This is a genomic window from Kitasatospora sp. NPDC096147, from assembly GCF_044763225.1.
Classification (GTDB): domain Bacteria; phylum Actinomycetota; class Actinomycetes; order Streptomycetales; family Streptomycetaceae; genus Kitasatospora.
Genome location: NZ_JBIWFX010000004.1, coordinates 486959 through 512015, shown reverse-complemented (window position 1 = coordinate 512015; position 25057 = coordinate 486959). Strand labels below are relative to the sequence as shown.

The 25057-nt window shown below is 74.2% G+C and carries 20 protein-coding genes and 1 riboswitch; of the genes, 13 read left to right on the top strand and 7 right to left on the bottom strand.

Translation table 11 applies throughout. The annotated features are described in order from the left end of the window. Window positions 1–59: 59 nt before the first annotated feature. The 5 genes from ACIRBX_RS16505 (at window position 60) to ACIRBX_RS16485 (ending at window position 5239) form a co-directional block, all read left to right on the top strand. Window positions 60–2324, top strand: coding sequence for a germacradienol/geosmin synthase (locus tag ACIRBX_RS16505; RefSeq protein WP_402297274.1), 2265 nt, complete (start codon window positions 60–62; stop codon window positions 2322–2324). A 168-nt stretch (window positions 2325–2492) separates the two neighbouring features. Then, complete coding sequence (locus tag ACIRBX_RS16500) at window positions 2493–3266, top strand: hypothetical protein (RefSeq protein WP_402297273.1); 774 nt, start codon at window positions 2493–2495, stop codon at window positions 3264–3266. 116 nt (window positions 3267–3382) lie between these two features. Continuing rightward, on the top strand, window positions 3383–4156 hold the full coding sequence (locus tag ACIRBX_RS16495; RefSeq protein WP_402297271.1) for a hypothetical protein: 774 nt from the start codon (window positions 3383–3385) through the stop codon (window positions 4154–4156). A gap of 107 nt (window positions 4157–4263) precedes the next feature. Next, complete coding sequence (locus ACIRBX_RS16490) at window positions 4264–4533, top strand: metal-sensitive transcriptional regulator (RefSeq protein ID WP_402297269.1); 270 nt, start codon at window positions 4264–4266, stop codon at window positions 4531–4533. Window positions 4534–5083: 550 nt separating this feature from the next. Continuing rightward, on the top strand, window positions 5084–5239 hold the full coding sequence (locus ACIRBX_RS16485) for a hypothetical protein (RefSeq protein ID WP_402297268.1): 156 nt from the start codon (window positions 5084–5086) through the stop codon (window positions 5237–5239). A gap of 84 nt (window positions 5240–5323) precedes the next feature. Here the strand turns inward: ACIRBX_RS16485 and ACIRBX_RS16480 are convergent, their stop codons facing one another. After that, complete coding sequence (locus tag ACIRBX_RS16480; RefSeq protein WP_402297267.1) at window positions 5324–7384, bottom strand: carbohydrate binding domain-containing protein; 2061 nt, start codon at window positions 7382–7384, stop codon at window positions 5324–5326. Between the two features lie 664 nt (window positions 7385–8048). Between ACIRBX_RS16480 and cbiE the strand changes: the two genes are divergently transcribed. The 3 genes from cbiE to ACIRBX_RS16465 are packed head-to-tail and all read left to right on the top strand — an operon-like array spanning window position 8049 to window position 11268. After that, a complete protein-coding gene (gene cbiE, locus ACIRBX_RS16475; protein ID WP_402297265.1) occupies window positions 8049–9320 on the top strand; it encodes a precorrin-6y C5,15-methyltransferase (decarboxylating) subunit CbiE in 1272 nt (423 codons plus the stop codon). Beyond that, complete coding sequence (gene cobM / locus ACIRBX_RS16470; RefSeq protein WP_402297264.1) at window positions 9317–10072, top strand: precorrin-4 C(11)-methyltransferase; 756 nt, start codon at window positions 9317–9319, stop codon at window positions 10070–10072. Before cbiE ends, cobM begins: the two co-directional genes overlap by 4 nt. Before the next feature lie 26 nt (window positions 10073–10098). Then, window positions 10099–11268 (top strand): HEAT repeat domain-containing protein, encoded by a 1170-nt coding sequence (locus ACIRBX_RS16465; RefSeq protein WP_402297262.1) that lies wholly within the window; start codon window positions 10099–10101, stop codon window positions 11266–11268. 7 nt (window positions 11269–11275) lie between these two features. Here ACIRBX_RS16465 and ACIRBX_RS16460 read toward each other — a convergent pair whose 3' ends face one another. Continuing rightward, window positions 11276–12406, bottom strand: a complete 1131-nt coding sequence (locus ACIRBX_RS16460; RefSeq protein WP_402297261.1) for a cobalt-precorrin-5B (C(1))-methyltransferase — start codon at window positions 12404–12406, stop codon at window positions 11276–11278. A 20-nt stretch (window positions 12407–12426) separates the two neighbouring features. Here ACIRBX_RS16460 and ACIRBX_RS16455 point away from each other — a divergent pair, with 20 nt between their 5' ends. The 3 genes from ACIRBX_RS16455 to ACIRBX_RS16445 all read left to right on the top strand — a co-directional run bounded on the left by ACIRBX_RS16455 (window position 12427) and on the right by ACIRBX_RS16445 (window position 14525). Continuing rightward, window positions 12427–13158 (top strand): cobalt-precorrin-6A reductase, encoded by a 732-nt coding sequence (locus tag ACIRBX_RS16455; RefSeq protein ID WP_402297259.1) that lies wholly within the window; start codon window positions 12427–12429, stop codon window positions 13156–13158. A 55-nt stretch (window positions 13159–13213) separates the two neighbouring features. Further along, window positions 13214–13600 carry a VOC family protein gene (locus ACIRBX_RS16450; RefSeq protein WP_402297257.1) on the top strand — a complete coding sequence of 129 codons (387 nt, stop codon included), beginning with the start codon at window positions 13214–13216 and terminating at the stop codon, window positions 13598–13600. A gap of 97 nt (window positions 13601–13697) precedes the next feature. Further along, window positions 13698–14525 carry an oxidoreductase gene (locus tag ACIRBX_RS16445; RefSeq protein ID WP_402297255.1) on the top strand — a complete coding sequence of 276 codons (828 nt, stop codon included), beginning with the start codon at window positions 13698–13700 and terminating at the stop codon, window positions 14523–14525. Between the two features lie 60 nt (window positions 14526–14585). On the opposite strand, the gene ACIRBX_RS16440 is transcribed toward ACIRBX_RS16445, so the two are convergent. Beyond that, window positions 14586–15473: a S41 family peptidase gene (locus ACIRBX_RS16440; protein WP_402297253.1), complete on the bottom strand. Its 888-nt coding sequence runs from the start codon at window positions 15471–15473 to the stop codon at window positions 14586–14588. Between the two features lie 81 nt (window positions 15474–15554). Between ACIRBX_RS16440 and ACIRBX_RS16435 the strand changes: the two genes are divergently transcribed. Continuing rightward, a complete protein-coding gene (locus ACIRBX_RS16435; RefSeq protein ID WP_402297251.1) occupies window positions 15555–16106 on the top strand; it encodes a hypothetical protein in 552 nt (183 codons plus the stop codon). A 25-nt stretch (window positions 16107–16131) separates the two neighbouring features. Here ACIRBX_RS16435 and ACIRBX_RS16430 read toward each other — a convergent pair whose 3' ends face one another. The 3 genes from ACIRBX_RS16430 to ACIRBX_RS16420 are packed head-to-tail and all read right to left on the bottom strand — an operon-like array spanning window position 16132 to window position 19513. Continuing rightward, window positions 16132–17652 (bottom strand): precorrin-2 C(20)-methyltransferase, encoded by a 1521-nt coding sequence (locus tag ACIRBX_RS16430; protein WP_402297249.1) that lies wholly within the window; start codon window positions 17650–17652, stop codon window positions 16132–16134. Next, window positions 17649–18275 carry a precorrin-8X methylmutase gene (locus tag ACIRBX_RS16425; protein ID WP_402297247.1) on the bottom strand — a complete coding sequence of 209 codons (627 nt, stop codon included), beginning with the start codon at window positions 18273–18275 and terminating at the stop codon, window positions 17649–17651. The genes ACIRBX_RS16430 and ACIRBX_RS16425 overlap by 4 nt, the downstream gene beginning before the upstream one ends. Beyond that, window positions 18272–19513, bottom strand: a complete 1242-nt coding sequence (locus tag ACIRBX_RS16420; protein ID WP_402297245.1) for a cobalamin biosynthesis protein CobG — start codon at window positions 19511–19513, stop codon at window positions 18272–18274. The genes ACIRBX_RS16425 and ACIRBX_RS16420 overlap by 4 nt, the downstream gene beginning before the upstream one ends. Window positions 19514–19670: 157 nt before the next feature. Beyond that, window positions 19671–19793, top strand: a riboswitch (cobalamin riboswitch). A gap of 119 nt (window positions 19794–19912) precedes the next feature. Between ACIRBX_RS16420 and cobN the strand changes: the two genes are divergently transcribed. Beyond that, complete coding sequence (gene cobN / locus ACIRBX_RS16415; RefSeq protein ID WP_402297244.1) at window positions 19913–23521, top strand: cobaltochelatase subunit CobN; 3609 nt, start codon at window positions 19913–19915, stop codon at window positions 23519–23521. 73 nt (window positions 23522–23594) lie between these two features. Here cobN and ACIRBX_RS16410 read toward each other — a convergent pair whose 3' ends face one another. Next, complete coding sequence (locus ACIRBX_RS16410; RefSeq protein WP_402297242.1) at window positions 23595–24935, bottom strand: glycoside hydrolase family 18 protein; 1341 nt, start codon at window positions 24933–24935, stop codon at window positions 23595–23597. Window positions 24936–25057: the final 122 nt, after the last annotated feature.

The following is a 25057-nucleotide window of genomic DNA, read 5'->3' as shown; positions in this document are numbered from 1 at the left end:
CGCCCGCACGAGCCCCCACCCCTCAGCAGCAGCGCACACCTCCGAAAGGCTTGGCACCGATGGCGGCGCAACCCTTCCGACTGCCGGACTTCTACATGCCGTACCCGGCCCGGCTCAACCCCCACCTGGAGAGCGCCCGCACCCACTCCAAGGCCTGGGCCCGCGAGATGGTGATGATCGAGGGCTCCGGGATCTGGGACGAGGACGACTTCGACCGGCACGACTACGCGCTGCTCTGCGCGTACACCCACCCCGACTGCGACGCCGCCGAGTTGGGCCTGATCACCGACTGGTACGTCTGGGTCTTCTTCTTCGACGACCACTTCCTGGACATCTACAAGCGCACCCGGGACCTGGCGGGCGGCCAGGCCTACCTCGACCGGCTGGCCGCCTTCATGCCGCTGGACGACGCGCAGGGGTACCCCGAGCCGACCAACGCGGTGGAGGCCGGCCTGGCGGACCTCTGGGCCCGGTCCGTCCCGGTCATGTCGGCGGACTGGCGGAAACGGTTCGCCATCGCCACCAGGGAGCTGCTCAACGAGTCGATGTGGGAGCTGTCCAACATCGACAAGGGCCGGGTCTCCAACCCGATCGAGTACATCGCGATGCGCCGCAAGGTCGGCGGCGCCCCCTGGTCGGCCGGGCTGATCGAGCACGCGGTCGGGGCCGAGGTGCCGGCCGAGATCGCCGCGACCAGGCCGATGGAGGTGCTCCGGGACACCTTCTCGGACGCGGTGCACCTGCGCAACGACATCTTCTCCTACCAGCGCGAGGTCGAGGGAGAGGGCGAACTCTCCAACGGCATCCTGGTGTTGGAGACCTTCCTGGGCTGTGACACCCAGGAGGCGGCGGAGCGGGTGAACGACCTGCTGACCTCTCGGCTGCAGCAGTTCGAGCACACCGCGCTGACCGAGGTGCCGGCCCTGCTGGCCGACCGGGGCCTGGACGCCCGGGCTGCCGCCGACGTGCTGGCCTACGCCAAGGGCCTCCAGGACTGGCAGTCCGGCGGCCACGAGTGGCACATGCGGTCCAGCCGGTACATGAACGCCGAGGCCGACCTCGGGCCCGAACTGGCCGTGCTGGGCGGCCCGGTGGGCCTCGGCACCTCGGCCGCCCGGCTGTTCGCCTCGGTGGCCCGGACCATGCCGACCCGGCTGCGCAGCTTCGCCTACACCCCCTTCGAGCCGGTCGGCGTCGCCGAACTGCCCGAGTTCCTGATGCCGTTCGGCAACGGGCTGAGCCCGCACCTCCAGCACTCCCGCGAGGAGCTGGTCCGCTGGTGCCGCCGACAGGGCCTGCTGGAGGCGGTGCCCGAGCTGCCCGCCAGTGGCCTGTGGAGCGAGCGCGACCTGCGCGACTTCGACTTCCCGCTCTGCTCGGCCGGCATGAAGCCGGACGCCACTGCCGACGGCCTGGACCTGATCAGCGCCTGGCTGGCCTGGGGTACCTGGATCGACGACTACTACCCCGTGGTCTACGGCCGCACCCACGACATGGCCGGCGCCAGGCTGATGCACGAGCGGCTGCTGGCGATGATGCCGCTGGACGGCGGCCCGGCCGCCCCCGGCCCGCACCCGGCCGAGCTCGGCCTGGCCGACCTCTGGCAGCGCACGACCGGATCGATGAACCCGGCCGAGCGGGCCGACTTCCGCACCGGCACGGTCCGGATGCTGGAGAGCTGGCTCTGGGAGACGGCCAACCTGATCGAGAACCGCATCCCGGACCCGGTGGACTACATCGAGATGCGCCGCCTGACCTTCGGCTCCGACCTCACCCGGAGCCTGCTGCGGCTCGGCCGGACGGACGCCATCCCGGCCGAGGTGTTCGAGGCTTCGCCGCTGACCGAGCTGGAGGCGGCGGCCTTCGACTACTGCACGCTGGTCAACGACCTGTACTCCCACCAGAAGGAGTCCCAGTTCGAGGGCGACCTGCACAACGCGGTGGTGGTGGTGCGGAACTTCCTGGACTGTGACCAGGAGCAGGCGATCGCCATCGTGCACGACCTGACGACCGAGCGGATGCGCCAGTTCGTGCACCTGGCCGACACCGAAATCCCGTCTCTCCACGACCAGTTGGGCCTGCCCCCGGAGACCAGGGCGGCCCTGGAGGAGTACGTTCAGGAGCTCCGGCAGTGGATGTACGGCATCCTCAAGTGGCACCGGGAGTGCCACCGCTACGACGAGCCCTCGATGCTGCGGCGGTTCGCGCCGCCCGCCACCCCGACCGCCACCCCGGCCTCCCGTCCGAGCGGCCCCCTGCTCGGCGCCCCGACCGGGCTGGGCACCTCCGCCGCCCGCGTGCTGGAGCTGCTCCGCAGAGGCTGAACACCCCTCGCGCGCGGAGGGGTTCGGGTGGCCCCGGTCATCCGGACCCCTCTGCGGCGTTCCCTACGTCGGTTCGTGATCAGACGTTCTGACCATACGTTAGCCCTTTCGAGGTATTCAGTGGCCAACCGGAGAACCTGTCCGCCAGGTCGCTCGGTGATCTCCCACGTGAGCGACTCTTCCCCTACGGCACCCCGCAGCCGGCTGCTCCGACGAGCCGCCGCCGTGCTGGGCGCGACCACGCTCTGCTTCACCCTGGCGGGAGCCGCCCCGGGCGCCTCCCGCAGCGGGGACTCGCACGACCACGGGCTGCACTTCGGCTGGTGCCACCGGATCGAGATCGGTCTCTCCCCCGTGGAGGTGGAGAGCGGCTTCGCGTTCGAGTTCGGCACCGGGGACGACCGGCACGGGAACGGCAAGGACCACGGCCACCACCATCACCACCCGTGCCCCAAGCCGACTCCCAAGCCGACCCCCACACCGACCCCGAAGCCCTCACCCAGCCCGACGCCCAAGCCCAGCCCGACGCCGACCCCGTCCCCCACCCCGAAGCCGTCGCCTCCGCCCAGCCCGACGCCGACGCCTCCGAAGCCCACACCGCCGCCGCCACCGCCGCCCTCACCGCCGCCGAAGGTCACCCCGACCCCCAGCCCGCCCCGCGCGGTGGTGCCCCCGCCGCCACCCCCGCGCCGCCCCACTCCGACGCCCACCCCGCCACCGTCACCCACCCCGCCACCGGCCCCGACGCCGCCTCCGGTGCCCAAGCCACCGGCGCCCAAGCCCTCGTTCTACAAGCCTCCGCCACCACCGGTGGCCGAGCCGCCCGAGCGGCGCACCATGCCGACCACCCGGACGGTGCTGCTGGTCACCGTCCCCGCCGTCCTGGCGGCCGCCGCGATGCGCCCGCGCGGCGGCGGCAGCGGCGGCCGGGGCCGACGCTGACCCTCCCGGCGGGCCCCACGGCCCGCTGACCCCGCGCCACCACCCCGCACCACCCGCAATCCCTCGACCCACCCCCACCGGGACGCCCGTCCCGGTCACCGAATTGGAGTTCCCACATGTCCGAGTGGGTGGCCCTCGTCATCGCCATGGCAGCGGTCTGCGCCGTGGTGCTGGCCGTCGTGGTCCTACGACAACGGCGCGTCGGCGAGGACGACGACCCGTCCGAAACCCCGGACGTCATCGAGTACATGACGATGATGATCGGCGTGGTCTACGCGATCGTGCTCGGCCTGGCCATCGCCGGCGTCTGGGAGGCCCGGGGCTCGGCCCAGGCCGACGCGCTGCGCGAGGCCCAGTCGCTGCACGAGGTGAGTGCCCGGGCCGAGGTGCTGCCGGACGCAGACCGCGACAAGGTGCGCAGCGAGGTGGACGCGTACGTCTCCTACATCGTGAACACCGAGTGGTCCTACATGGAGAAGCACGAGGAGCTCTCCCCCGAGGGCACCGAGAAGCTGGCCGAACTGCGCCGCACCGTCACCGAGCGCACCCCGCAGACCGAGCTGGAGAACCAGAACTACCAGCCGATGGTGGACCGGATCGCCGCCGCCGACGAAGCCCGCAACTCCCGGGGCCAGAACGCCGGCCCGACCATGCCGGGCGTGGTCTGGTTCGGTCTGGTGGCGGGTGCGGTGGTCACCGTCGGCCTGCTCTTCACCCTCCAGATCCGGCGCTCCGGACGGGAGTTGTTCCTGGCCGCCGCGTTCAGCGCGCTGATCGCCTTCCTGCTCTTCCTGATCTGGGACTTCGACAACCCCTTCGGCCGGGGCCTGTCGGTCACGGCGCAGCCCTTCCTCGACCTGTTCCCGAACATCCCGGGCCTGGGTGAGTGATCCCGGCGTCGGAGGGGGTGGACGCGAGTGCGTGTCCACCCCCTCCGACCGTGATACCCGCTGGGGTATCCTGGACGGCCCAAGCCGCCGCACGGAGGAGGAGCCCGGTGAAGGTGGAAGAAGAGGCCCAGGCGGCCGTCCTGAACCGGCTGCGCCGCGCCCAGGGGCAGCTCGCCGGGGTGATCGCGATGATCGAGGCGGGTCGTGACTGCAAGGACGTGGTGACCCAACTCGCGGCCGTCTCCAGGGCCTTGGACCGGGCCGGCTTCAAGATCGTGGCCAGCGGCATGCGGCAGTGCCTGAACGGCGAGGCCGAGGACGGCTCCCAGCCGCTCACCGAGGCGGAGCTGGAGAAGCTCTTCCTCACCCTGGCCTGACCGGTACGTGCGCGCTCCCTGCTAGCATCCGCCGGTTCGAACGGCGACGACGGCAGGGAGCAGGGCGGACGTGCACGGAAACGACGAGGAACCGCCGGTGCGGCAGCAGTACCACCGGCGCGCGCGGCTGGCCCTCGGTGCCGTGGCCGGCGCCGGCCTGCTCGCCCTGACCGGCGCTCTGGTGCTGTCCGGCCCGGAGGGCGTCGCCGAACCGGCCCCCACGGGTACCAGCTCCCCGGCCACCTCGCCCGCGTCGTCCCCCTCCCCCTCCGACCCACCCTCCCCTGAACCGCCGCCCACCGCACCGCCTCTGCCGGACGCCGACCCGAGCGCGAGTCCGAGCCCGGACGGGACGACAGCCCCACCTCCGGGTCCGGTGCCGAACGCCGGCGGGCCGTCACCGGCTGCCGCGCGAACCACCGCACCACCGTCGGCCGCGACGAAGCCCACCACCGCCAAGCCCACCCCTCCGAAGCCGGGCTCCACCGCCACGCCGACCCCGGCGAAGCCGCCGGCCCGTCCGTCCCTCACGCCCGCACCACCCCGACCGGTGCCCACCCTGCCCGCCCCGCCGACCAGTTGCCCGCCCTTCCACTACCCGACCTGGGACGGCTGCCGCTCGCTGGCCCCGGCGCAGACCTTCCCGGTCGATCACCTGCTGCCGACGCCACCGCCGCCGTTCGTCCCGCAGACGGCCCGCCCCTGACCGCACCCCGCCGACCGCACGCGTGGGGCCCGGCCCCCGGCTGGCTGCCGGGGGCCGGGCCCGTGGTGCGCTGCCGCGATCGGGTCAGGCGATCGCGAAGTCGTCGCCGTAGACGCTGCCCTGGCCGTACCAGCCGTGCAGGTAGACCGTGACGGTGCCGTTGGCGCCCGTGGTGAAGGGGACGCTGAGCTTGGTCCAGGAGGACGAGCCCGGGGTCCAGGTGGAGGCGGTGGCCCCGCCGCTGACGCCGAGGTAGGAGTAGTTCCCCTGCACCCAGGCGCTGAGCGTGTACTTGGTGTTCGGGGCCAGCGTGACGGTCTGCGAGCACTGGCCGTTCTGCGAGCCGGTGGCCGCCGCCTGGAGGGCGTACGAGCCGCTGTGCGCCGGCGTGGAGACCACCGAGCCGCCGGGCTGGCAGCTCCACGGGGCCAGGGCGCCGCTCTCCAGGCCGCCGTTGAGCAGCCCGGTCGGGGCGGTGCCGGTGACGGTCAGGGTGTAGGTGGCGGTGTGGCTGCCCGAGGCACCGGTGGCCTTCACGGTCAGCGGGTACGTACCGGGGGCGGTGGCCGCCGTGGTGGAGACCGACAGCGTGGCACCCGAACCGGCCGTCACCGTACCGGGGTTGACGCTCGCGGTGACCCCGGCCGGGGCCCCGGTCACGGTCAGCGCCAGGCTCTGCGCCGAGCCCGAGGTCACGGCGGTGGTGAGCGCCGCCGTAGTCGCCGACCCCGCCTGCACCGAGCCGGCCGCCGGGGAGACGCTGACCGAGAAGTCGTTGCCGGGCTGACCACCCGTCACCGTCAGGGTGTAGGTGGCGCTGTGGCTGCCCGAGGCACCGGTACCGGTGACGGTGAGCGGGTAGCTGCCGGGGGCGGTGGCCGCCGTGGTGGAGACCGATAGGGTGGCGCTGCCGCCGGCGGTCACCGAGGACGGGCTGACGCTCGCGGTCACCCCGGCCGGGGCGCCCGACACGGTCAGCGCGACGCTCTGCGCCGCACCGGAGGTGACGGCGGTGGCGATGCCCGCCGTGGTGGACGAGCCCGCCTGCACCGAGCCGGCCGCCGGGGATGCCGTCACCGAGAAGTCGTTGACCGGGGTGGTGGAGCCGCTGGTGTAGGGCGCGAAGATCCGGGTGAAGTCCCAGGTGCCCTGGTTGATGCCGGAGCAGCTGTCCGAGCCGGCCGTGCCGGGGCAGCCCCCGTTGTCCCGCTGGAGGGCCCAGAAGGAGAGGGTGTTGACGCCCTTGGAGAGTGCCCAGTTGTAGACCTCGGTGGCGTTGGCCACGGTGAAGGTCTCGGCCGGGCCGAAGTCGTCGATGCCGATCATCTCGATGATGCCGATCGACGCCCAGAGCTGGGCCGGGGTCTTCGACGGGTAGAGCGAGGCCAGCTGGTTGTAGAGGCCCGTGGTGGCGGTCTTGGTGTCGGCGGCCATGTCGTGCGCCGCGTTGTCGTAGTAGTCGAAGGTCATCTGGTTGACGACGTCGATCCGGGCGTTGTTGGTGATCGCGTTGCGCAGCACCTTGAGCCCGCTGGCCGCCAGGCCGCTGGTGGTGGTCGGCAGGGTGTAGGAGAACTGGATCGACCGGCCGTTGGCGGCGGCCCAGTCCTGCACCAGCTTGATCGCCTTGTTCCGGCGGTCGATGCCGGCCGTGTTGGTCAGCGAGTTGTCCTCGATGTCGAGGTCGATCCGGCTGACGTCGTAGGTGGTGATGACCGACTCGAAGGCGGCCGCGATCTGGTTGACGTCGGTGCAGCTGTCGGCCAGTTCGGTACCGGTGTTGTCGGCCGTGAAGCCGCCGAAGGACGGGATCACGTCGCCGCCGTTGGCCCGGATCGCGGCGATGTCGGCGCCGAACACCGACTGCGAGACCGGCATCGAGGTGTCGCCGTTCCACAGCGGGGTGCAGGAGCCCTTGGTGGCGGTCTGCAGGAACGCCATGGTGAGGTGCTTGGCGCCGGACTGGGCGGCCAGGGTGGCCGGGCTCTGCCCGGTCCAGGCCTCGAAGTAGGGCGCGAACACCCGGGCCGGCAGTGGGGTGGCGGCGGCCTGGGCGGTGGTGGTGCCGGCCGTCATCAGACCGGCCGAGGCGGCCAGGGTGGCGAAGGCGGCCACCAGGGCGCGGAGTGGTCGTGCTGGGCGCATGGGGGTTCTCCAGCGGAGGCGGGGTCATGGGGGACGTGCGGTCCGGACGACGGGGTCCGGGAGGTGTGCCCGCGCCATGGGGTACCGGGGCGGCGGGACGGCGGTGCGGGGAGCACGGTCGCCGTACGGTTCGGGGGCGTCCGGGGGAAACGTGGGCAGGGCAGTACGCGCCCGCCGCCCGGATCTGACACCCCCACAGTGCATCCCGGTCGGATGGACATCGCCCATATTTGGACTAGACCACTTGCCCGTCAAGGTCCCTGATGGCCCGTCAGGCAAACCTTTACCGGCTCTTGGGCCGCGACCTCGGCACTCTCCGCCGGCGGCGTCGGCCGGAGGATTCGAGCCCGTCCGGGAGACCCTTCGGAACCACCGGCCCGGGGCGCACGGGCGGCCGACGGCCGTGGCTGCGCGACCGCCCGTGGCTCCGCCGCCGCGTCACGGCCGTCGGGCGCACGCGTCGGGCACGGGCGCCGGGCACGGGCGCCGGGCACGGGCGCCGCGCACACGCGTCGAGCGCAGCCGTCGAGCCGCGCGACGTACGTCACGGTCACCGCGCCACGGCCCCCGGGTAGGCTGCCGGGGTGCCCGGCCGATCTTGCCGGGCCGGCCGCCGAAGACCCCGCGCGCCGAGCCGCCCCCGGCCGATCCCGAGGAGTACCCGTTGAGCACCGCCCCGCCCCCCGCGCAGCCCGAGGCGGCCGGGCCGCCGATCGCGGTGGTCGGGATCGGCGCCGACGGCTGGGAGGGCCTCGGGCCTGCCGCCCGCGCCGCCCTCGCCTCGGCCCGTACCGTCCTGGGCGGCCCGCGCCAACTCGCCCTGCTCCCGGACGAGGTGACCGCCGCCCGGATCGCCTGGCCGTCCCCGCTGCGGCCCGCCGTCCCGGCCCTGCTGGCCGAGCACGCCCCCGGCGGCCTGGCGGTGCTCGCCAGCGGCGACCCGATGTACTACGGGATCGGTCGCACCCTCGCCGAACTGGCCGGGCCCGAACGCCTCGCGGTGCACCCGCACCCCTCCTCGCTCTCGCTCGCCTGCGCCCGGCTCGGCTGGCCGCTGGAGGCCACCGAGGTGGTCAGCCTGGTCGGCCGCCCGCTCGACTCGCTCACCCTCGCGCTCCACCCCGGACGCCGCGTGCTGGTGCTGAGCGCCGACGCCTCCACCCCGGCCGCCGTGGCCGCCCTGCTGACCGGGCGCGGCTTCGGCGCCAGCCGCCTGCGCGTCCTGGAGCAGCTCGGCGGCCCGGCCGAGCAGCGGCTCGACGGCAGCGCCGCCGCCTGGCCGCACCCGCCCGGCGACCCGCTCAACGTGATCGCCGTCGACTGCGCCCCCGACGGTCCCCGCGGCACCCTCACCCCCGGGCTGCCGGACGACGCCTTCGAGACCGACGGCCAGCTGACCAAGCGTCACGTCCGGGCCGTCACCCTGGCCACCCTCGCCCCCGCCCCCGGCGAGCTGCTCTGGGACGTCGGCGGCGGCTCCGGCTCGATCGCCATCGAGTGGCTGCGCGCCCACCGCGACTGCCGGGCCGTCACCGTCGAACGCGACCCGGTCCGGGTCGGCCGGATCACCCGCAACGCGGCCGCGCTCGGCGTCCCCCGCCTCCAGGTGGTCGCGGGCCCGGCCCCGGCCGCGCTGGCCGGACTGCCCACCCCCGACGCGGTGTTCGTCGGCGGCGGCCTGACCGCCCCCGGGCTGCTGGACGCCTGCTGGGCCGCGCTGGCCCCCGGGGGCCGCCTGGTCGCCAACACCGTCACACTCGAATCCGAGGCGCTGCTCACCGAGTGGTACCGCCGCCACGGCGGCGAACTGCTCAAGCTCGCGGTCTCCCACGCCGTCCCGGTCGGCGGTTTCACCGGCTGGCGCCAGGCCATGCCCGTCACCCAGTGGTCGGTCGTCAAGCCCGCCGCCCCCGTTCGAGAGGTCCCCCCGTCATGACCGTCCACTTCATCGGCGCGGGCCCCGGCGCCGCCGACCTGATCACCCTGCGCGGACAGCGCCTGCTCGCCGCCAGCCCGGTCTGCCTCTACGCCGGCAGCCTGGTGCCGCGCGAGCTGCTCGCCGAGTGCCCGCCCGGCGCCCGGCTGGTCGACACCGCCGACCTCGACCTGGACCAGATCACCGCCGAGCTGGTCCGCGCCCACGAGGCCGGCCAGGACGTGGCCCGGCTGCACTCCGGCGACCCGTCCGTCTTCTCCGCCGTCGCCGAACAGATGCGCCGCCTCGACGCGGCCGGCGTCCCCTACGACGTGGTGCCCGGCGTCCCCGCCTTCGCCGCTGCCGCCGCCGCCCTCAAGCGCGAGCTCACCGTCCCGACGGTCGGTCAGACCGTCATCCTCACCCGGGTCGCCCGCCAGGCCACCCCCATGCCGGAGGGCGAGGACCTCGCCACCCTCGGCCGCAGCGGCGCCCTGTTGGTCCTCCACTTGGCCACCCGCTACGTCGAGTCCGTGGTCGAGGAGCTGCTCCCCCACTACGGCGCCGACTGCCCCGCCGCCGTGGTCGCGATGGCCAGCCGCCCCGACGAACTCGTCCTCCGGGGCACCCTCTCCACCATCGCCGCCCAGACCAAGGAGGCCGGCGTCCTCCGCACCGCCGTCATCCTGGTCGGCCGCACCCTCGGCGCCGAGCAGTTCCGCGACAGCCACCTCTACTCCACCGACCGCGACCGCACCCACACCTGCGACTGACGCCCCGTCCGCCGCCCGGAGCCCACGTGACCGACCTCATCGCCGCGATCACCGCCTTCGACGTCCGCGCGGCGGAGCGGGCCCTCGACGCGGGCGCCGACCCACTGGCCCCCGGCCCCGACGGCGGCACGCCGCTGGAGCTGGCGGTGGAGTGCGGCTCGCCCCGGATGGTCACCACCCTGCTCACCGGGGAGACCCTCCAACGGCTCGCCCCGGAGCAGCGCGGGCGGCTGCTGGACCTGGCCCGGCACTGGTACGAGCGGGAGGTGGCGGCCCTCGGTCCGTACGAGTGGGTCGCGGACGAGGACTACGACACCGTCCAGCAGGTCACCCTCGACGGTCGGGCCGTGCGGGCCGGGCACGGCGCCGTCCTCACCCTGCTGGAGGACGTGTTCGGCGTCCGCACCCCGTTCGACGAACTGGTCGCCCGGGCCGTCCGGCAGCCGGTGGAGGGGCACACGGACTTCGTGGCCGTCTGCGAGCTGCTGAGCCACCGTCAGGACCCGGAAGCCTCGGCGAGCCTGATGGCCCTGCACCGGCACCCCGATCCGGCCGGGCGCCGGATCCTCGCCGAGATCCTGAGCTACCAGGCGGTCTCCGAGGAGGTGCAGGAGCCGTCGGTGATGGTGGCCTGGGCCCGCGAGGAGACCGATGCCGAGGTGCTCTCCCAGGTCCTGTTCGTCTGCTCGATGACGCTGCACCCCGAGCTCGGCGCGCTCGGCATCCACCACGCCGGTCACCCGGCCCCGGCGGTCCGCTGCCAGGTGCCCGACCTGCTCGACACCGGCACTGCGGACGCCGTCTCCGCGATGCTCGCGCTGGCCCGCGACTCCTCCTGGACGGTGCGCCGCGCCACCGCGTTCCGTCTCCTGCCGGAGCGCGCGCCGGAGTTCTGGGAAGCGCTCTCGGTCCTGCTGCACGACCCGGTCCCGGTGGTCCGGCTCGCCGCCGTGTGGGCCCTCGGACAGAGCAAGGACCCCCGGCCGGAGATCGGCGATCTGCTCTGGTCCCTGCTGGAGGACGAGGACCGGGAGGTCCGGGAGGCCAGCGGCGAGGGGCTCGCGCTGCGGGACGACGAGCGGGCGGCCGAGGCGTACCGGCTCCTCGGGCCGTACTACGAGTCCGACGGCGGGGGGAACCCCCGGCTCGCGCGGCTCCGGCGGTGGGTTCAGGACCGGGAACAGGCCCCGGGCTGACGCCGGCTCAGGCGGTGCCGACGATGGTGCCCGCGCGGTCGATGCAGATCACGTCGACCTCGATGGGGGCGCCGGCCAGGACGTCGAGGGCGGTGCGGCGGGCCCGGGCGGCGACCAGGTCGCCGAGCGGGACGCCGGCCGCCGCGCAGAGCTGGACGGCCTCCAGGCCGGTGTTGGCGGCGGCCACCGCCCCGGCCAGGGCGGGGGTGGCACCGGCCTGGCGGGCCAGGTCGGCGAGGAAGGACTTGTCGACCTGGGAGCGGCCGGAGTGCAGGTCGAGGTGGCCGGCGGCGAGTTTGGAGAGCTTGGCGAAACCGCCCGCGATGGTGAGGCGGGAGACGGGGTGGCGCTTGAGGTACTTGAGGACGGCGCCTGCGAAGTCGCCCATGTCGAGCAGGGCGTCCTCGGGGAGGTCGTGCACCGCGACGGCCACCTTCTCGGAGGTGGAGCCGGTGCACCCGGCCACGTGGGTGCGGCCGGCCGCCCGGGCGACGTCCACGCCGCGCCGGATGGAGTCGATCCAGGCCGAGCACGAGTACGGGACGACGATGCCGGTGGTGCCCAGGATGGAGAGGCCGCCGAGGATGCCCAGCCGCGGGTTCCAGGTGGAGCGGGCGATCTCCTCGCCGTGGTCGACGGAGACCTCCACCACCACGTCCCCGCTGCCCCCGTACCGGGCTGCCACCTCGGCGACGTGATCGCGCATCAGCCGGCGCGGCACCGGGTTGATCGCGGGTTCCCCGGGCGGAATCGGCAGCCCCGCCTTGGTGACCGTCCCGACCCCGGGCCCGGCCGCGAAGACCACCCCGCTGCCGGGTGCGCCGTGCCGCACCGTGGAGCGGATCAGCGCCCCGTGCGTGACGTCCGGGTCGTCACCCGCGTCCTTCACCACCCCGGCCATCGCGGACCGACCCGGCGTCAGCAGCTCGTCCGCCAGGGCGAAGGCGGGCCGCTGGCCCTTGGGCAGGGTGATGGTCACCGGGTCGGGGTACTCGCCGGTGAGCAGCGCGGTGTACGCGGCGGTGGTGGCGGCCGTCGCGCAGGCGCCGGTGGTCCAGCCGTGGCGCAGGCCGCTGCTCTTCAGCTGCGCCTCCCGGCCGCCCTTCGCCTCGGCGTTCCCACTACGCTCACCAGTCACGTACGTCCCCTGGAGTTCCGTTGCACATCCTGATCCTCGGCGGCACCACCGAGGCCCGCGAACTGGCCGCCGCCCTGGCAGCGGACCCGGCGCTACGGGTCACCAGCTCCCTGGCCGGCCGGGTGGCGCAGCCCCGGCTGCCCGCCGGGGAGGTGCGGATCGGCGGCTTCGGCGGCCCGGCCGGGCTGGCGGCCTGGCTGCGGGCCGAGCACGTGGACGCGGTCATCGACGCCACCCATCCCTTCGCCGGGGTCATCAGCCGGAACGCGGCCGAGGCGACCGCCGAGGTCCATACTCCCCTGCTCGCGCTGCGCCGCCCCGGTTGGGTCCCCGGGCCCGGCGACCGCTGGCACCCGGTCGGCTCCCTGGCGGAGGCCGCCGAGCTGCTGCCCTCCCTCGGTCACCGGGTCTTCCTCACCACCGGCCGCCAGGGCCTGGGCGCCTTCGCCGGCTCCCCGCTGCACTTCCTGTCCCGCTCGGTGGACGCCCCCGAACCCCCGCTCCCGGCCGCCCTGGAGGTCCTGCTCGACCGGGGCCCGTTCACCCTGGACGGCGAGCGCCGGGTGCTGCGCGAGCACCGCATCGACGTCCTGGTCACCAAGGACAGCGGCGGCGCCGCCACCGCCCCCAAGCTGACCGCCGCCCGCGAACTCTCCCTCCCCGTGGTGATCGTCGGCCGCCCCGTTCCCCCGCCCGGCGTCCCCACGGTTCCTGACGTCCCGTCGGCCCTCGCCTGGCTGGCCGGGCTCTGAGGTGCACGGGCGCTGAGCTGCGCGGTCTCCGAGCTGCGCGGGCTAGGCTCGGTCCATGGTCTCAGTGGTGCAGAACGTCGCGATCGACTGTGCGGACGCCTACGAACTGGCGCGGTTCTGGAGCGAGGTGACGGGCTGTCCGGTGGATCCGGACTGCCGGCCCGGGGACCGGGAGACGCAGGTGGTGCTCGGTGGTGGCGGGCCGGTGCTGTACTTCAACGCGGTGCCGGAGCCGAAGACCGTGAAGAACCGGGTGCACCTGTGCCTGCGCCCGACCGACTCCCGCGACCCCGAGGTGGAGCGGCTGCTCGCCCTCGGCGCCACCATGGCGGCCGACCGCCGCAATCCGGACGGCTCCGGCTGGGCCGTGCTGCACGACCCGGAGGGGAACGAGTTCTGCGTGCTGCGCAGCGAGTCCGACCGGGCCGCCGCGCACCCCTGACAGGACCCCGGCCGGGACCGGGACTTGAGCTGGAGTGCACTCGAAGGTCTACCGTCCCGGTTGTCGGCCCGTCGGGCCATCAGATCGGGGAGAGATCATGGGTACTTGGTTCGTCACCGGGGCATCGCGCGGACTCGGCGCGGCGATCACCCGCGAGGCGCTGGAGCGGGGCCACCACGTGGTCGCCACCGCGCGGGACGCCTCCACCGTGCTCGCGGCGTACCCGGAGCAGCCGGACGGTCTGCTGGCGCTGAGCGCGGACGTGACCGAGCCGGCCGGGCTGGCGGCGGCGGCGGAGGCCGGGGTGGCCCGGTTCGGCGGGATCGACGTGGTGGTGGCCAACGCGGGCCACGGCCTGGTCGGCGCGGTCGAGGAGGTCTCGGACGCGGCGGCCCGGGCGCTGTTCGACGTCAACGTCTTCGGGGTGCTGAACACCCTGCGGGCGACCCTGCCGGTGCTGCGGGCGCAGCGCTCCGGGCACGTGCTGACCGTCAGCTCGGTGGGCGGCTTCGCCACCGCGCCGGCCGTCGGCGTGTACGGGGCCTCGAAGTTCGCGGTCGAGGGGATCTCGGAGGCGCTGCACGGCGAGCTGGCCCCGCTCGGCGTCCGGGTCACCATCGTCGAGCCGGGCGGCTTCCGCACGGACTTCCTGGGCGGCGCCAGCCTCCGGGTCGAGCCGGCCTCCATCGCGGACTACGCCGAGGCCGCGGGCCCGGTGCGGGAGGCGATGGCGTACCACGACGGCCGGCAGGCGGGCGATCCGGCGAAGGCGGCCCGGGCGGTGGTCGACGTGACCGAGGCCGCCGAGCCGCCGCTGCGGCTGCAGTTGGGTGCCGACGCGGTGCAGCGGGTCGAGGCGAAGCTGGAGCTGGTGCGGCGCGAGCTCGACGCGTGGCGGCACGTGGCACTCTCCACCGCGCACTGACGGACCGTCGGCCCGGCCCCGCACGGGGTCGGGCCGACGGGCGGCGGCGCGGGCGGCGCGCTACTCGGCGGCGAGCAGGGCGAGGGCGGTCTCCAGGGCGTCCTCCGCCTTGGCCTCGACGTCCGGCTTGACGCCCACGCCCTCCCAGTTGGTGCCGGTGACCGGGTTGATCGAGCGGGCGGCCGGGACGGTGACCGCGATGTGCGGGGTGATCGCGATCCAGTCGGTCGGGTGGGCGCCGCCGCGGGTGGTCTCGCCGACCAGGGTGGCGCGCTTCAGGGCCTGGAGGTTGTAGGCGAGCTCCTCGCCCCCGGAGAAGGTGAAGGCGGCGGTGAGGATGGTGACCGGGCGGTCCAGGTAGCGCGGTCCGGGGGTGTGCGGGTAGGTCCAGTACTGCCGGGTGGCGTCGGTGGCCCGCTCGTAGATGTCGTTCAGGTGCACCTCGTCGTCGCCGAAGAAGTGGCTGCACCAGAGCGCCACGCCGTTCGGCGAGCCGCCCCGGCACTGGCGCAGGTCGATCACCAACGCCTCGGTGTGGGCGACGAGTTGCATGGCGGCGCCGATCGCGTCCGTGCCGGCGTCGGCGTCCGGGATGGAGCGGATGTCGAGGTAGCCGACGTTGCCCTCCAGCCGCTCGACCCGGGCGATGCCGAAGTTGCCCTCCCGGTAGCGGACCAGCCAGCGGGCCTTCTCCTCCTCCGGGGAGTCCTCCTCCTCGACCGGCGCGGGCTCTTCGCTCCACATCAGCCGCAGGTGCTTGTCCGGACAGACGGCCTGGAGGTCGGCGGTCACGGCCGCGCAGAACTCGGCGTCGCCCAGGCCGTCGTACCCGCCCTCGGCCTGCCGGGCCCGGATCGCCTCGGTGATGGGGCCGGTGAGTTCGGGGAAGACGTAGCCGGTGGTGATCTTGGCCAGCGCGGCGTCGAGAATCTCGTTGTGGGAGGTCATGAGGGCGCATCGTACGGCCCGGTGGACACGCTGACGAGTCGTTATTTCCGCAGGCTAGGATCCCCGCCGAGGGGGACGACGATGACCGGACGACGACGCTGGCCCGCCCTGTTCGTGCTGGTGGGCCTGCTGGCGCTGGCTGCGTACGCCTGGGGTGTGTACGAAGACCGCTCCGGCGGACGCACGCTGGTCGCGGTGGCGCTGTTCCGCCCGCTGATCGTGGGCGGGGCCGGGCTGGTCCTCCTGGCCGTGGCGGTGGCCGCCCGCACCCGCACCGGGCGGGTGGCGGCCGGACTGCTGACCGCCTGCACGCTGCTGTACGCCACCGGGGCGCTGGTGCTCCAGGACGGCTTCCAACGGCAGGTGACCAGCCGTCAGCCCCGGCCCGGGGCGCCCGGGGACGTGCTGACCGTGACGTACGTCGGTAATGCCGGCACGGAGTCCGAGCTCCGGTCCCACGAGCTCACCCTGCGCACCGGCAGTGGCTGGGGGGAGCGTCACTGGTCGGTGGCGACCCTCCCGGAGATCGCCCCGGACGGGGGCACGTTCAAGTCCGCCGTCTGGGCCGACCGGGGCCACGTCCTGGTCACCACCACCAAGGGCACCCGCACCATCGCCGTACCGGCCCCCTGACGGATCGCCAGGGGGCCGCCACGGCTCAGTCCTCCGGGTAGCGGCGCGGCGTCCAGACCACCTCGGCGCCGTCCGCGCCCCGGGCGACCGCCTGCGTCTGCGAGGAGCCGATCAGCAGGATGGTCCGCATGTCGACCTCGGCCGGGTCCAGCTCGCCGAGCCGCACCGTCCGCACCCGTTCGGTGGGGCCGCCCACGTCCCGGGCCACCACCACGGGGGTGTCGGCGGCCCGGATCCCCAGCAGCAGCTCCTTCGCCGAACCGACCTGTGTGGTACGGGACTTGGAGCCGGGGTTGTACAGCGCCAGCACCAGGTCGGCCGCGGCGGCGGCCCGCAGCCGCTCCGCCACCACCGACCAGGGCTTGAGCCGGTCGGAGAGCGAGACCACCGCGTAGTCGTGGCCCAGCGGGGCCCCGGCCCGGGAGGCGGCGGCGTGCGCGGCCGTCATGCCGGGGCAGATCCGCACCGGGATCTCCCGGTAGCGCTCCTCGCAGGCGACCTCCAGCACGGCGGTGGCCATCGCGAAGACGCCCGGGTCCCCGGAGGAGACCACCACCACCTTGCGGCCCCGGCTCGCCAGGTCGAGGGCGAACTCGGCCCGCTCGGACTCCACCTTGTTGTCCGAGCCGTGCCGCACCTGACCGGCCCGGACCGGCACCCGGTCGAGGTAGGTGGTGTAGCCCACCAGGTCGGTGGCGGTGGCGAGTTGGCCGCGCACCTCGGCGGTCAGCCAGAGCGGCCCGGCCGGGCCGGTGCCGACCACGACCACCTCGCCGGGGCCGTCGTACACCGGCTCCGGCGCGCCGCTGCCGAGCCGGCTCGGCAGCACGGCCACCGCGAAGTACGGCACCGACTCCGGGTCGATGTCGGCCAGCGCGCCGGTCCGCTCCCCGGCCATGGTGGCCCGCTCCACGTAGGACGCCTCGGCGAGGCGGCCGGAGCGCTCGAAGGCGGAGCGGACGGCCGGGAAGGTGCGGCCGAGCTTCATCACCACGGCCGAGTCGGCGGCGGCCAGCCGGGCCGTCAGCTCCTCCTCCGGCAGCGTGCCGGGGATGATGGTGAGGGTCTCCTCGGCCTCGCACAGCGGCCGGCCCAGCCGGGCGGCGGCGGCGCTCACCGAGGTGACGCCGGGCACCACCTCGGTCGGGTAGCGGTGCGCCAGGCGCTTGTGCATGTGCTGGTAGGAGCCGTAGAAGAACGGGTCGCCCTCGGCCAGCACCACCACCGTCAGCCCGGCGTCCAGGTGGGCGGCCAGCCGGGCGGCGGCCTCCTCGTAGAAGTCGTCCAGCGCACCCCGGTAGCCGCCGGGGTGGTCGGTGGTCTCCACCGTGATCGGGTAGACCAGCTTCTCCTCGACCACCCCGTCCTTGAAGTAGGGGGCGGCGATCGAGCGGGCTATCGACCGCCCGTGCCGGGCGCTGTGGTAGGCCACCACGTCGGCCTCGCCGATCAGCCGGGCGCTCTTGACCGTCACCAGCTCCGGGTCGCCCGGGCCGAGCCCGACGCCGTACAGCCGGCCCGTACCGGACTCCTGCTGCTCCGTCACTCTTCGGTGCTCGCAATCGCGTTGATCGCGGCGGCGGCGATGGCGCTGCCGCCCCGGCGGCCCCGGACCACCAGGTGCTCCAGGCCCGAGGGGTGCGCGGCGAGCGCCTCCTTGGACTCGGCCGCGCCGATGAAGCCGACCGGCACGCCGATCACGGCGGCCGGGCGGGGTGCACCGGCCTCGACCATCTCCAGCAGGCGGAACAGCGAGGTGGGGGCGTTCCCGACGGCGACCACCGCGCCCTCCAGGTGCGGCAGCCAGAGCTCCATCGCGGCGGCGCTGCGGGTGGTGCCCAGCTCCTTCGCCAGGGCGGGCACCGAGGGGTCGGAGAGGGTGCAGATCACCTGGTTGTCGGCGGGCAGCCGCTTGCGGGTGACACCGCTGGCGACCATCGAGACGTCGCACAGGATCGGCGCCCCGGCGTTCAGCGCGGCGCGCGCGTCGGCCACCACCTCCGGCGACCAGAGCAGGTCCTTCACCAGGTCGGTCATGCCGCAGGCGTGGATCATCCGGACCGCGACCTGGGCCACGTCGGTCGGCAGGTGGGCCAGTTCGGCCTCGCGCCGGATGGTGGCAAAGGACTCGCGGTAGATGGCCGCGCCGTCCTTCTCGTACTCGATCACTTGGTCCTCCGGGCCCCGGCTGCCGCCGGGGCCATCTGTTCGGTCGTCAGGTCCTGCGTGGTGGTCTTGCCGGAAATCCGATGGGCCGTCACCCGGTAGGTGGCCGGGCCGCTGGCCAGCACGTCCACCCACTCCCCGCCGGGGTGGCCGCACCGCCGCTCGCAGCCGGACCAGTGCACCGGCAGTCCGGGCGCACCGGCTCCGTCCAGGGCCCGGGCCGCGTCCGCCCGGACGTCGGCGAGCGACTTGGCGCAGCCGGGGGCGCCGGTGCAGGCGGTGGCCAGCTCCCAGGGCGTACCGGGCGTCAGGCGCAGCCCCGCGGCGGCCAGTTCGCCGGCCGCGCCGGGCAGCGCACCCGGGAGGACGACACTGCGCCAGGGCGTGATCCGCAGCTCACCGGCCGAGGCGGCGGAGGCGGCGGCCAGCGCCCGCCACTGGGCGGCGCCCAGGCTGCCGAACCGCGTCCCGGCCACCAGCCCGCCGGCGAACGGACCCACCTCGGGGGCGCCGCCCGCGCGGCGCGGCAGCGGCTCGGCACCCGGGTCGAGCAGCCCGGCCGCCTCCCGGACGAACCAGGCCTTCACCCCGGCCGCCGCGACCGCCGCCAGGAACTCCCCGGCTGCCGCGACCGCCGCCGCCGGGGCCTGCCCGGGGGCGATCCGGCGGGCGGTGGCGGCCCGGCCCAGGCGCAGCAGCGCGCCGCCGTCCGGCGTTGCGATCAACGTCACATCGGCGTCCAGCGCGGCCACGTCGCCCCGGCCGTCGTCGAGTACGAAGAGGAACAGCCCGGCCAGCCCGGCGGCCGGAGCACTGGCGCACAGCCGGGCGTCCAGCTCGCGCGTCCAGGCCCGGACGTCGGCGTGGCCGAGGCCGTCCAGGCCGGAGAGCGGGGAGGCGATCACGTTGCGGACCCGCTCGTGGGTCTCCGAGGGGAGCAGCCCGGCGGCCCGCAGCCGGGCCCCGAGCCCGGCGCCCGCGTCGTCGGCCAGACCGCGCAGCTGGACGTTGCCGCGCGAGGTCAGTTCCAGCCGCCCGTCGCCGAGTTGCTCGGCCGCCTCGGCCAGCGCGAGGGCCTGAGCGGTCGTCAGCAGTCCCCCGGGGATCCGCACCCGGGCCAGCGCGCCGTCGTCGGCCCGGTGCAGCCGCAGGGCACCCGGGCAGGCGTCACCCCGGTCGCGGTCGGGCGCGCCGGGGCGTGGCCCGGCGACGGGTGGCGTGGGTGGCATGGCGGCGAGCATACCCACGTTCCGCCGGTTTGCTCCTGTCCGCTGCGTCACGTCCGAGCGGGCCCGCTCCGCCGCTGATCAGGATCGTCGGGGTCATCCGACGGACCTTCGGGACCCTGGTCCGCTCCCGGGGAGCACCCCGTACGATGCTCCCCGGATGGGTGTACGCCCAGCCAACGCCAGCGACGGCGCCATGGGGAGGAAACCGGTGCGAATCCGGTGCGGTCCCGCCACTGTGACCACGGCCCGGCCGTGGGAGCCAGGAACTCCTGCCGTCCTCACACCAACCCGGGGCGCGGACCCCGAGGAAGGCTCCGCCATGCCCGTGCGCCGTACGCCCGCGCCCCGTCGCGCCGCCGTCCCCTCCTGCCCGCCGTCCCGGCGTGCCGTCACGGCCGGGAGGGCCCCCGCATGATCCTGCTCCTCTCCACCTCCGACACCGACCTGCTGAGCGCCCGCGCGTCCGGCGGTCCGGTCCCGTACCGGCTGGGGAACCCGGCCCGGCTCGGGGTGGACGACCTGCCCGCGCTGCTGGAGGGCACCGACCTGGTGGTGGTCCGCCTGCTCGGTGGCCGCCGGGCCTGGCAGGAGGGCCTGGACGCGCTGCTCGCCGGGCCCCGCCCGGTGGTGGTGCTGACCGGCGAACAGGCCCCGGACGCCCAGCTGATGGAGCTCTCCACCGTCCCGGCCGGCCTGGCCGCCGAGGCGCACGCCTACCTGGCCCACGGCGGCCCGGCGAACCTCGCCGAGCTCGCCTCCTTCCTCTCCGACACCGTGCTGCTCACCGGCCACGGTTTCGCGCCGCCCGCCTCGGCCCCGGCCTGGGGTCCGCTGGAGCGTCAGGCGGCCGACAACGACGGCCCCTTGGTGACGGTGCTCTACTACCGCGCCCACCACATGAGCGGGAACACCGCCTTCGTGGAGACCCTCTGCCGGGCGATCGAGGCCAAGGGCGCCCGCGCCAAGGCGCTGTACTGCGCCTCGCTGCGCGGCGCCGAGCCGGAGCTGCTGGCCGAGCTGGCGCAGGCCGACGCGCTGGTCACCACCGTGCTGGCGGCCGGCGGCACCCGCCCGGCCGACGCCCAGGCCGGCGGCGACGAGGACGCCTGGGACGCCGGTGCACTGGCCGACCTGGACCGCCCGATCCTCCAGGCACTCTGCCTGACCTGGTCGCGCGAGCAGTGGGAGGCCAGCGACGACGGGCTCTCCCCGCTGGACACCGCCACCCAGATCGCCGTGCCGGAGTTCGACGGCCGCCTGATCACCGTGCCGTTCTCCTTCAAGGAGCTGGACGCCGACGGCCTGACCGTCTACGCGGCCGACGCCGAGCGGGCCGCCCGGGTGGCCGGCATCGCGGTCGCCCACGCGAGGCTGCGTCACGTCCCGGCCGCCGAGCGGCGGTTGGCCCTGGTGCTGTCCGCCTACCCGACCAAGCACGCCCGGGTGGGCAACGCGGTCGGCCTGGACACCCCCGCCTCGGCGATGCGGCTGCTGGCCCGGCTGCGGGCCGAGGGCATGGACATCGGCACCGAGGTGCCGGGCCTGGACCTGACCGGCGACGGCCACGAGGGCGACGAGCTGATCCACGCCCTGATCGCGGCCGGCGGCTACGACCAGGACTGGCTGACGGACGACCAGCTCGCCCGGAATCCGGTGCGCATCCCGGCCGCCGACTACCGCCGCTGGTACGCCGAGCTGCCGCAGGGCCTGCGCGAGCAGGTCGAGGAGCACTGGGGCCCGGCCCCGGGCAACCTCTACGTCGACCACTCGCGGAACCCGGACGGCGACATCGTGCTGGCCGCGATCCGCTCCGGGAACCTCCTGGTCCTGATCCAGCCGCCGCGCGGCTTCGGCGAGAACCCGGTGGCGATCTACCACGACCCGGACCTGCCGCCGAGCCACCACTACCTGGCCGCCTACCGCTGGATCGAGGCCGCCCAGGCCGACGGCGGCTTCGGCGCCCACGCCGTGGTGCACCTCGGCAAGCACGGGAACCTGGAGTGGCTGCCCGGCAAGACCGCCGCGCTCTCCGCCGAGTGCGGGCCGGACGCGGTGCTCGGTGACCTGCCGCTGGTCTACCCCTTCCTGGTCAACGACCCGGGCGAGGGCACCCAGGCCAAGCGCCGGGCGCACGCCACCCTGGTCGACCACCTGGTGCCGCCGATGGCCCGGGCCGACTCCTACGGCGACATCGCGCGGCTGGAGCAGCTGCTCGACGAGCACTCGAACATCGCCGCGATGGACCCGGCCAAGCTGCCCGCCATCCGGGCGCAGATCTGGACCCTGATCCAGGCCGCCAAGCTGGACCACGACCTCGGCCTGGACGAGCGCCCCGAGGACGACGGCTTCGACGACTTCCTGCTGCACGTCGACGGCTGGCTGTGCGAGATCAAGGACGTCCAGATCCGGGACGGCCTGCACGTGCTCGGCCAGGCCCCGGCCGGCGAGGACCGGGTCAACATCGTGCTGGCCATCCTGCGGGCCCGGCAGATCTGGGGCGGCGTCAGCGCGCTGCCCGGCCTGCGCGAGGCGCTCGGCCTGGACGAGGCGGCGCTGACCCTGGGCGCCACCGACGCGGCCGAGGCGCAGGCCCGCGCCCTGGTCGAGGCGATGGAGGCCGAGGACTGGGCCCCGTCCGCGGTGGAGAAGGTGGCCGCCGGGCACCCGGAGGCGGTCCGCGAGGTGCTCGACTTCGCCGCCCGCGAGGTGGTCCCCCGGCTGACCGCCACCACCGACGAGCTGGACGCGGTGCTGCACGCGCTGCGCGGCGGCTTCGTCCCGGCCGGCCCCTCCGGCTCGCCGCTGCGCGGTCTGGTGAACGTGCTGCCGACCGGCCGCAACTTCTACTCCGTCGACCCGAAGGCGGTGCCCTCCAAGCTGGCCTGGGAGACCGGCCAGGCGCTGGCCCAGTCCCTGGTGGACCGCTACCAGGCGGACAACGACGGCGAGTTCCCGTCCTCGGTCGGCCTCTCGCTCTGGGGCACCAGCGCGATGCGCACCGCCGGTGACGACATCGCCGAAGCCTTCGCCCTGCTCGGTGTCCGCCCGGTCTGGGACGACGCCTCGCGCCGGGTCACCGGCCTGGAGCCGATCCCGCTGGAGGAGCTGGGCCGCCCCCGGATCGACGTCACCCTGCGGATCTCCGGCTTCTTCCGGGACGCCTTCCCGCACGTGGTCGCGCTGCTGGACGACGCCGTCCGGCTGGCGGCCCGTCAGGAGGAGACCGAGGCGGAGAACTTCGTCCGCGCCCACGTCCAGGCCGACCTGGCCGAGCACGGCGACGAGCGCAAGGCCACCACCCGGATCTTCGGCTCCCGCCCCGGCACCTACGGCGCGGGCCTGCTCCAGCTGATCGACAGCCGGGACTGGCGCACCGACGCCGACCTGGCCGAGGTCTACACGGTCTGGGGCGGCTACGCCTACGGCCGCGAGCTGAACGGCCGCCCGGCCCGGGAGGAGATGGAGACCGCCTACAAGCGGATCACCGTCGCGGCCAAGAACACCGACACCCGCGAGCACGACATCGCGGACTCGGACGACTACTTCCAGTACCACGGCGGCATGGTGGCCACCGTCCGGGCGCTCACCGGCAAGGCCCCGACCGCCTACATCGGCGACTCGACCCGCCCGGAGACGGTCCGCACCCGTACCCTCACCGAGGAGGCGGCCCGGGTGTTCCGCGCCCGGGTGGTGAACCCGCGCTGGATGGAGGCGATGCGCCGCCACGGCTACAAGGGCGCCTTCGAGATGGCCGCCACGGTGGACTACCTGTTCGGCTACGACGCCACCACCAACGTGGTCGCCGACTGGATGTACGAGAAGCTCACCCAGGAGTACGTGCTCGACCCGACCAACCGGGAGTTCCTGGCCGAGGCCAACCCCTGGGCGCTGCACGGGATCAGCGAGCGCCTGCTGGAGGCGGCCGACCGCGGCCTGTGGGCCGAGCCGGACCCGGCGCTGATCGAGGAGCTGAAGGCCGCCTTCCTGGAGACCGAGGGCGACCTGGAGTCCGACGGCTAGTCAGCCGCGTACGGGAATGCGCACGGGGGGACCGGTGGCCGCCGGTCCCCCCGTGCCGTCCTGTGGTGGAGCGTCAGCGACGCTTCAGGCCCTGGTCCAGGGCGGTGATCAGCTCACCGTTCGGGGTGTCCCCGTCCAGCGCCCAGATCATCGCGCCGGCCAGCCCCTCGTTGCGGATGTACGCGGCCTTGGTGCGCAGCACCGTGGGGTCGTCGTAGGTCCACAGGGTGGAGCCGTCGAACAGCCAGGCGCTGCCCTTGTCCCGGCTGCGGTAGATCTTGTACGTGCCCGAGTCGGCCAGCTTCTTCAGCGCCTTGTAGTCCTCGGTGCCGGCCACCCAGGTGGCCGGGGCCGGGCCGGTGGCCGGCTGGTCGAGGCCGTCGCCGCCGCCGGTCACGCCCGTCCAACCCTGGCCGTAGAACGGCACGCCGACCACCAGCTTGTTCGCCGGGGCACCCCGGTCGAGCCAGGCGTTGACGGTCTGGTCCACGCTGAAGTCGCCGCGCTTGGCGTACAGCGCGGACTGCTGGGCGGTCTTCTTCTCGCCGGAGACGTGGAAGTCGTAGCCCTGCAGGTTGACGAAGTCGAAGTCCTTGATGATCTTCTTGACCTCGAAGCCCGCGTCGATCTTCGCCGGGGCGGTGGGCACGTAGGCGCTCAGGTCGTAGTGCTTGTGCCGGCCCTGGGTACGGGCGTAGGCGTCCAGCTGGACCCGGAACTCGTGCACCAGCTTGGTGAAGTTCTGCTTGTCCTCGGGGCGGATGCCGTTGCCCTCGTTGCCCTCCGAGCCGGGCCACTCCCAGTCGAGGTCCACGCCGTCGAACACCCCGGCCGCCGCGCCCGCGCCGCCCCGGGCACCGTCCACCGGGAGGTTGCCCTTGATGTAGGTGTCGATGCAGGAGGAGACCAGCGCCTTGCGCCCGGCGTCGGTCAGCACCGCGTCCGAGAAGTGCGCCGATCCGCTCCAACCGCCCAGCGAGATCTGCACCTTGAGGCCGGGGTTCTTCGCCTTCAGCTCACGGAGCTGGTTGAAGTTGCCCGCCAGCTTCTGCTCGGCGGTGTCGGCGACGCCGTCCACCGAGTTGGCCGCGTCGACCGGGCGGCCGTAGTCGGCCCACGGGTCGGCGCCGGGCACGTTGCCGACCAGGCACTTGCCGTCCTTGCCGATGGCGCCGAAGGCGTAGTTGATGTGGGTCAGCTTGGCCGCCGTGCCGCTGGTCTGCAGGTCCTTGACCTGGTAGTTGCGGCCGTAGATGCCCCACTGGGTGAAGTAGCCGATCCGCTTGTAGGCGGGGGCTCCGTTGCCGTGGCCGTGGTCACCGCCGTGGGCGGAGACGGCGGGGGCGATGGAGACGAGGAGGCCGAGGGCCGCGGCGGACGCGACGGTCAGCCGGGTGAAGGATCCGTGACGCATGTGCTCGTTCCTGTTGTGGGACCGGATGGAGCGTTGCTGCTGGGAAGGTATTGGTCTGAACCAGTAGCGTCAACCGGTTGTCCATTCTGCAAAACTTTCCCCAAGCCCGCTTGACAGTTCGA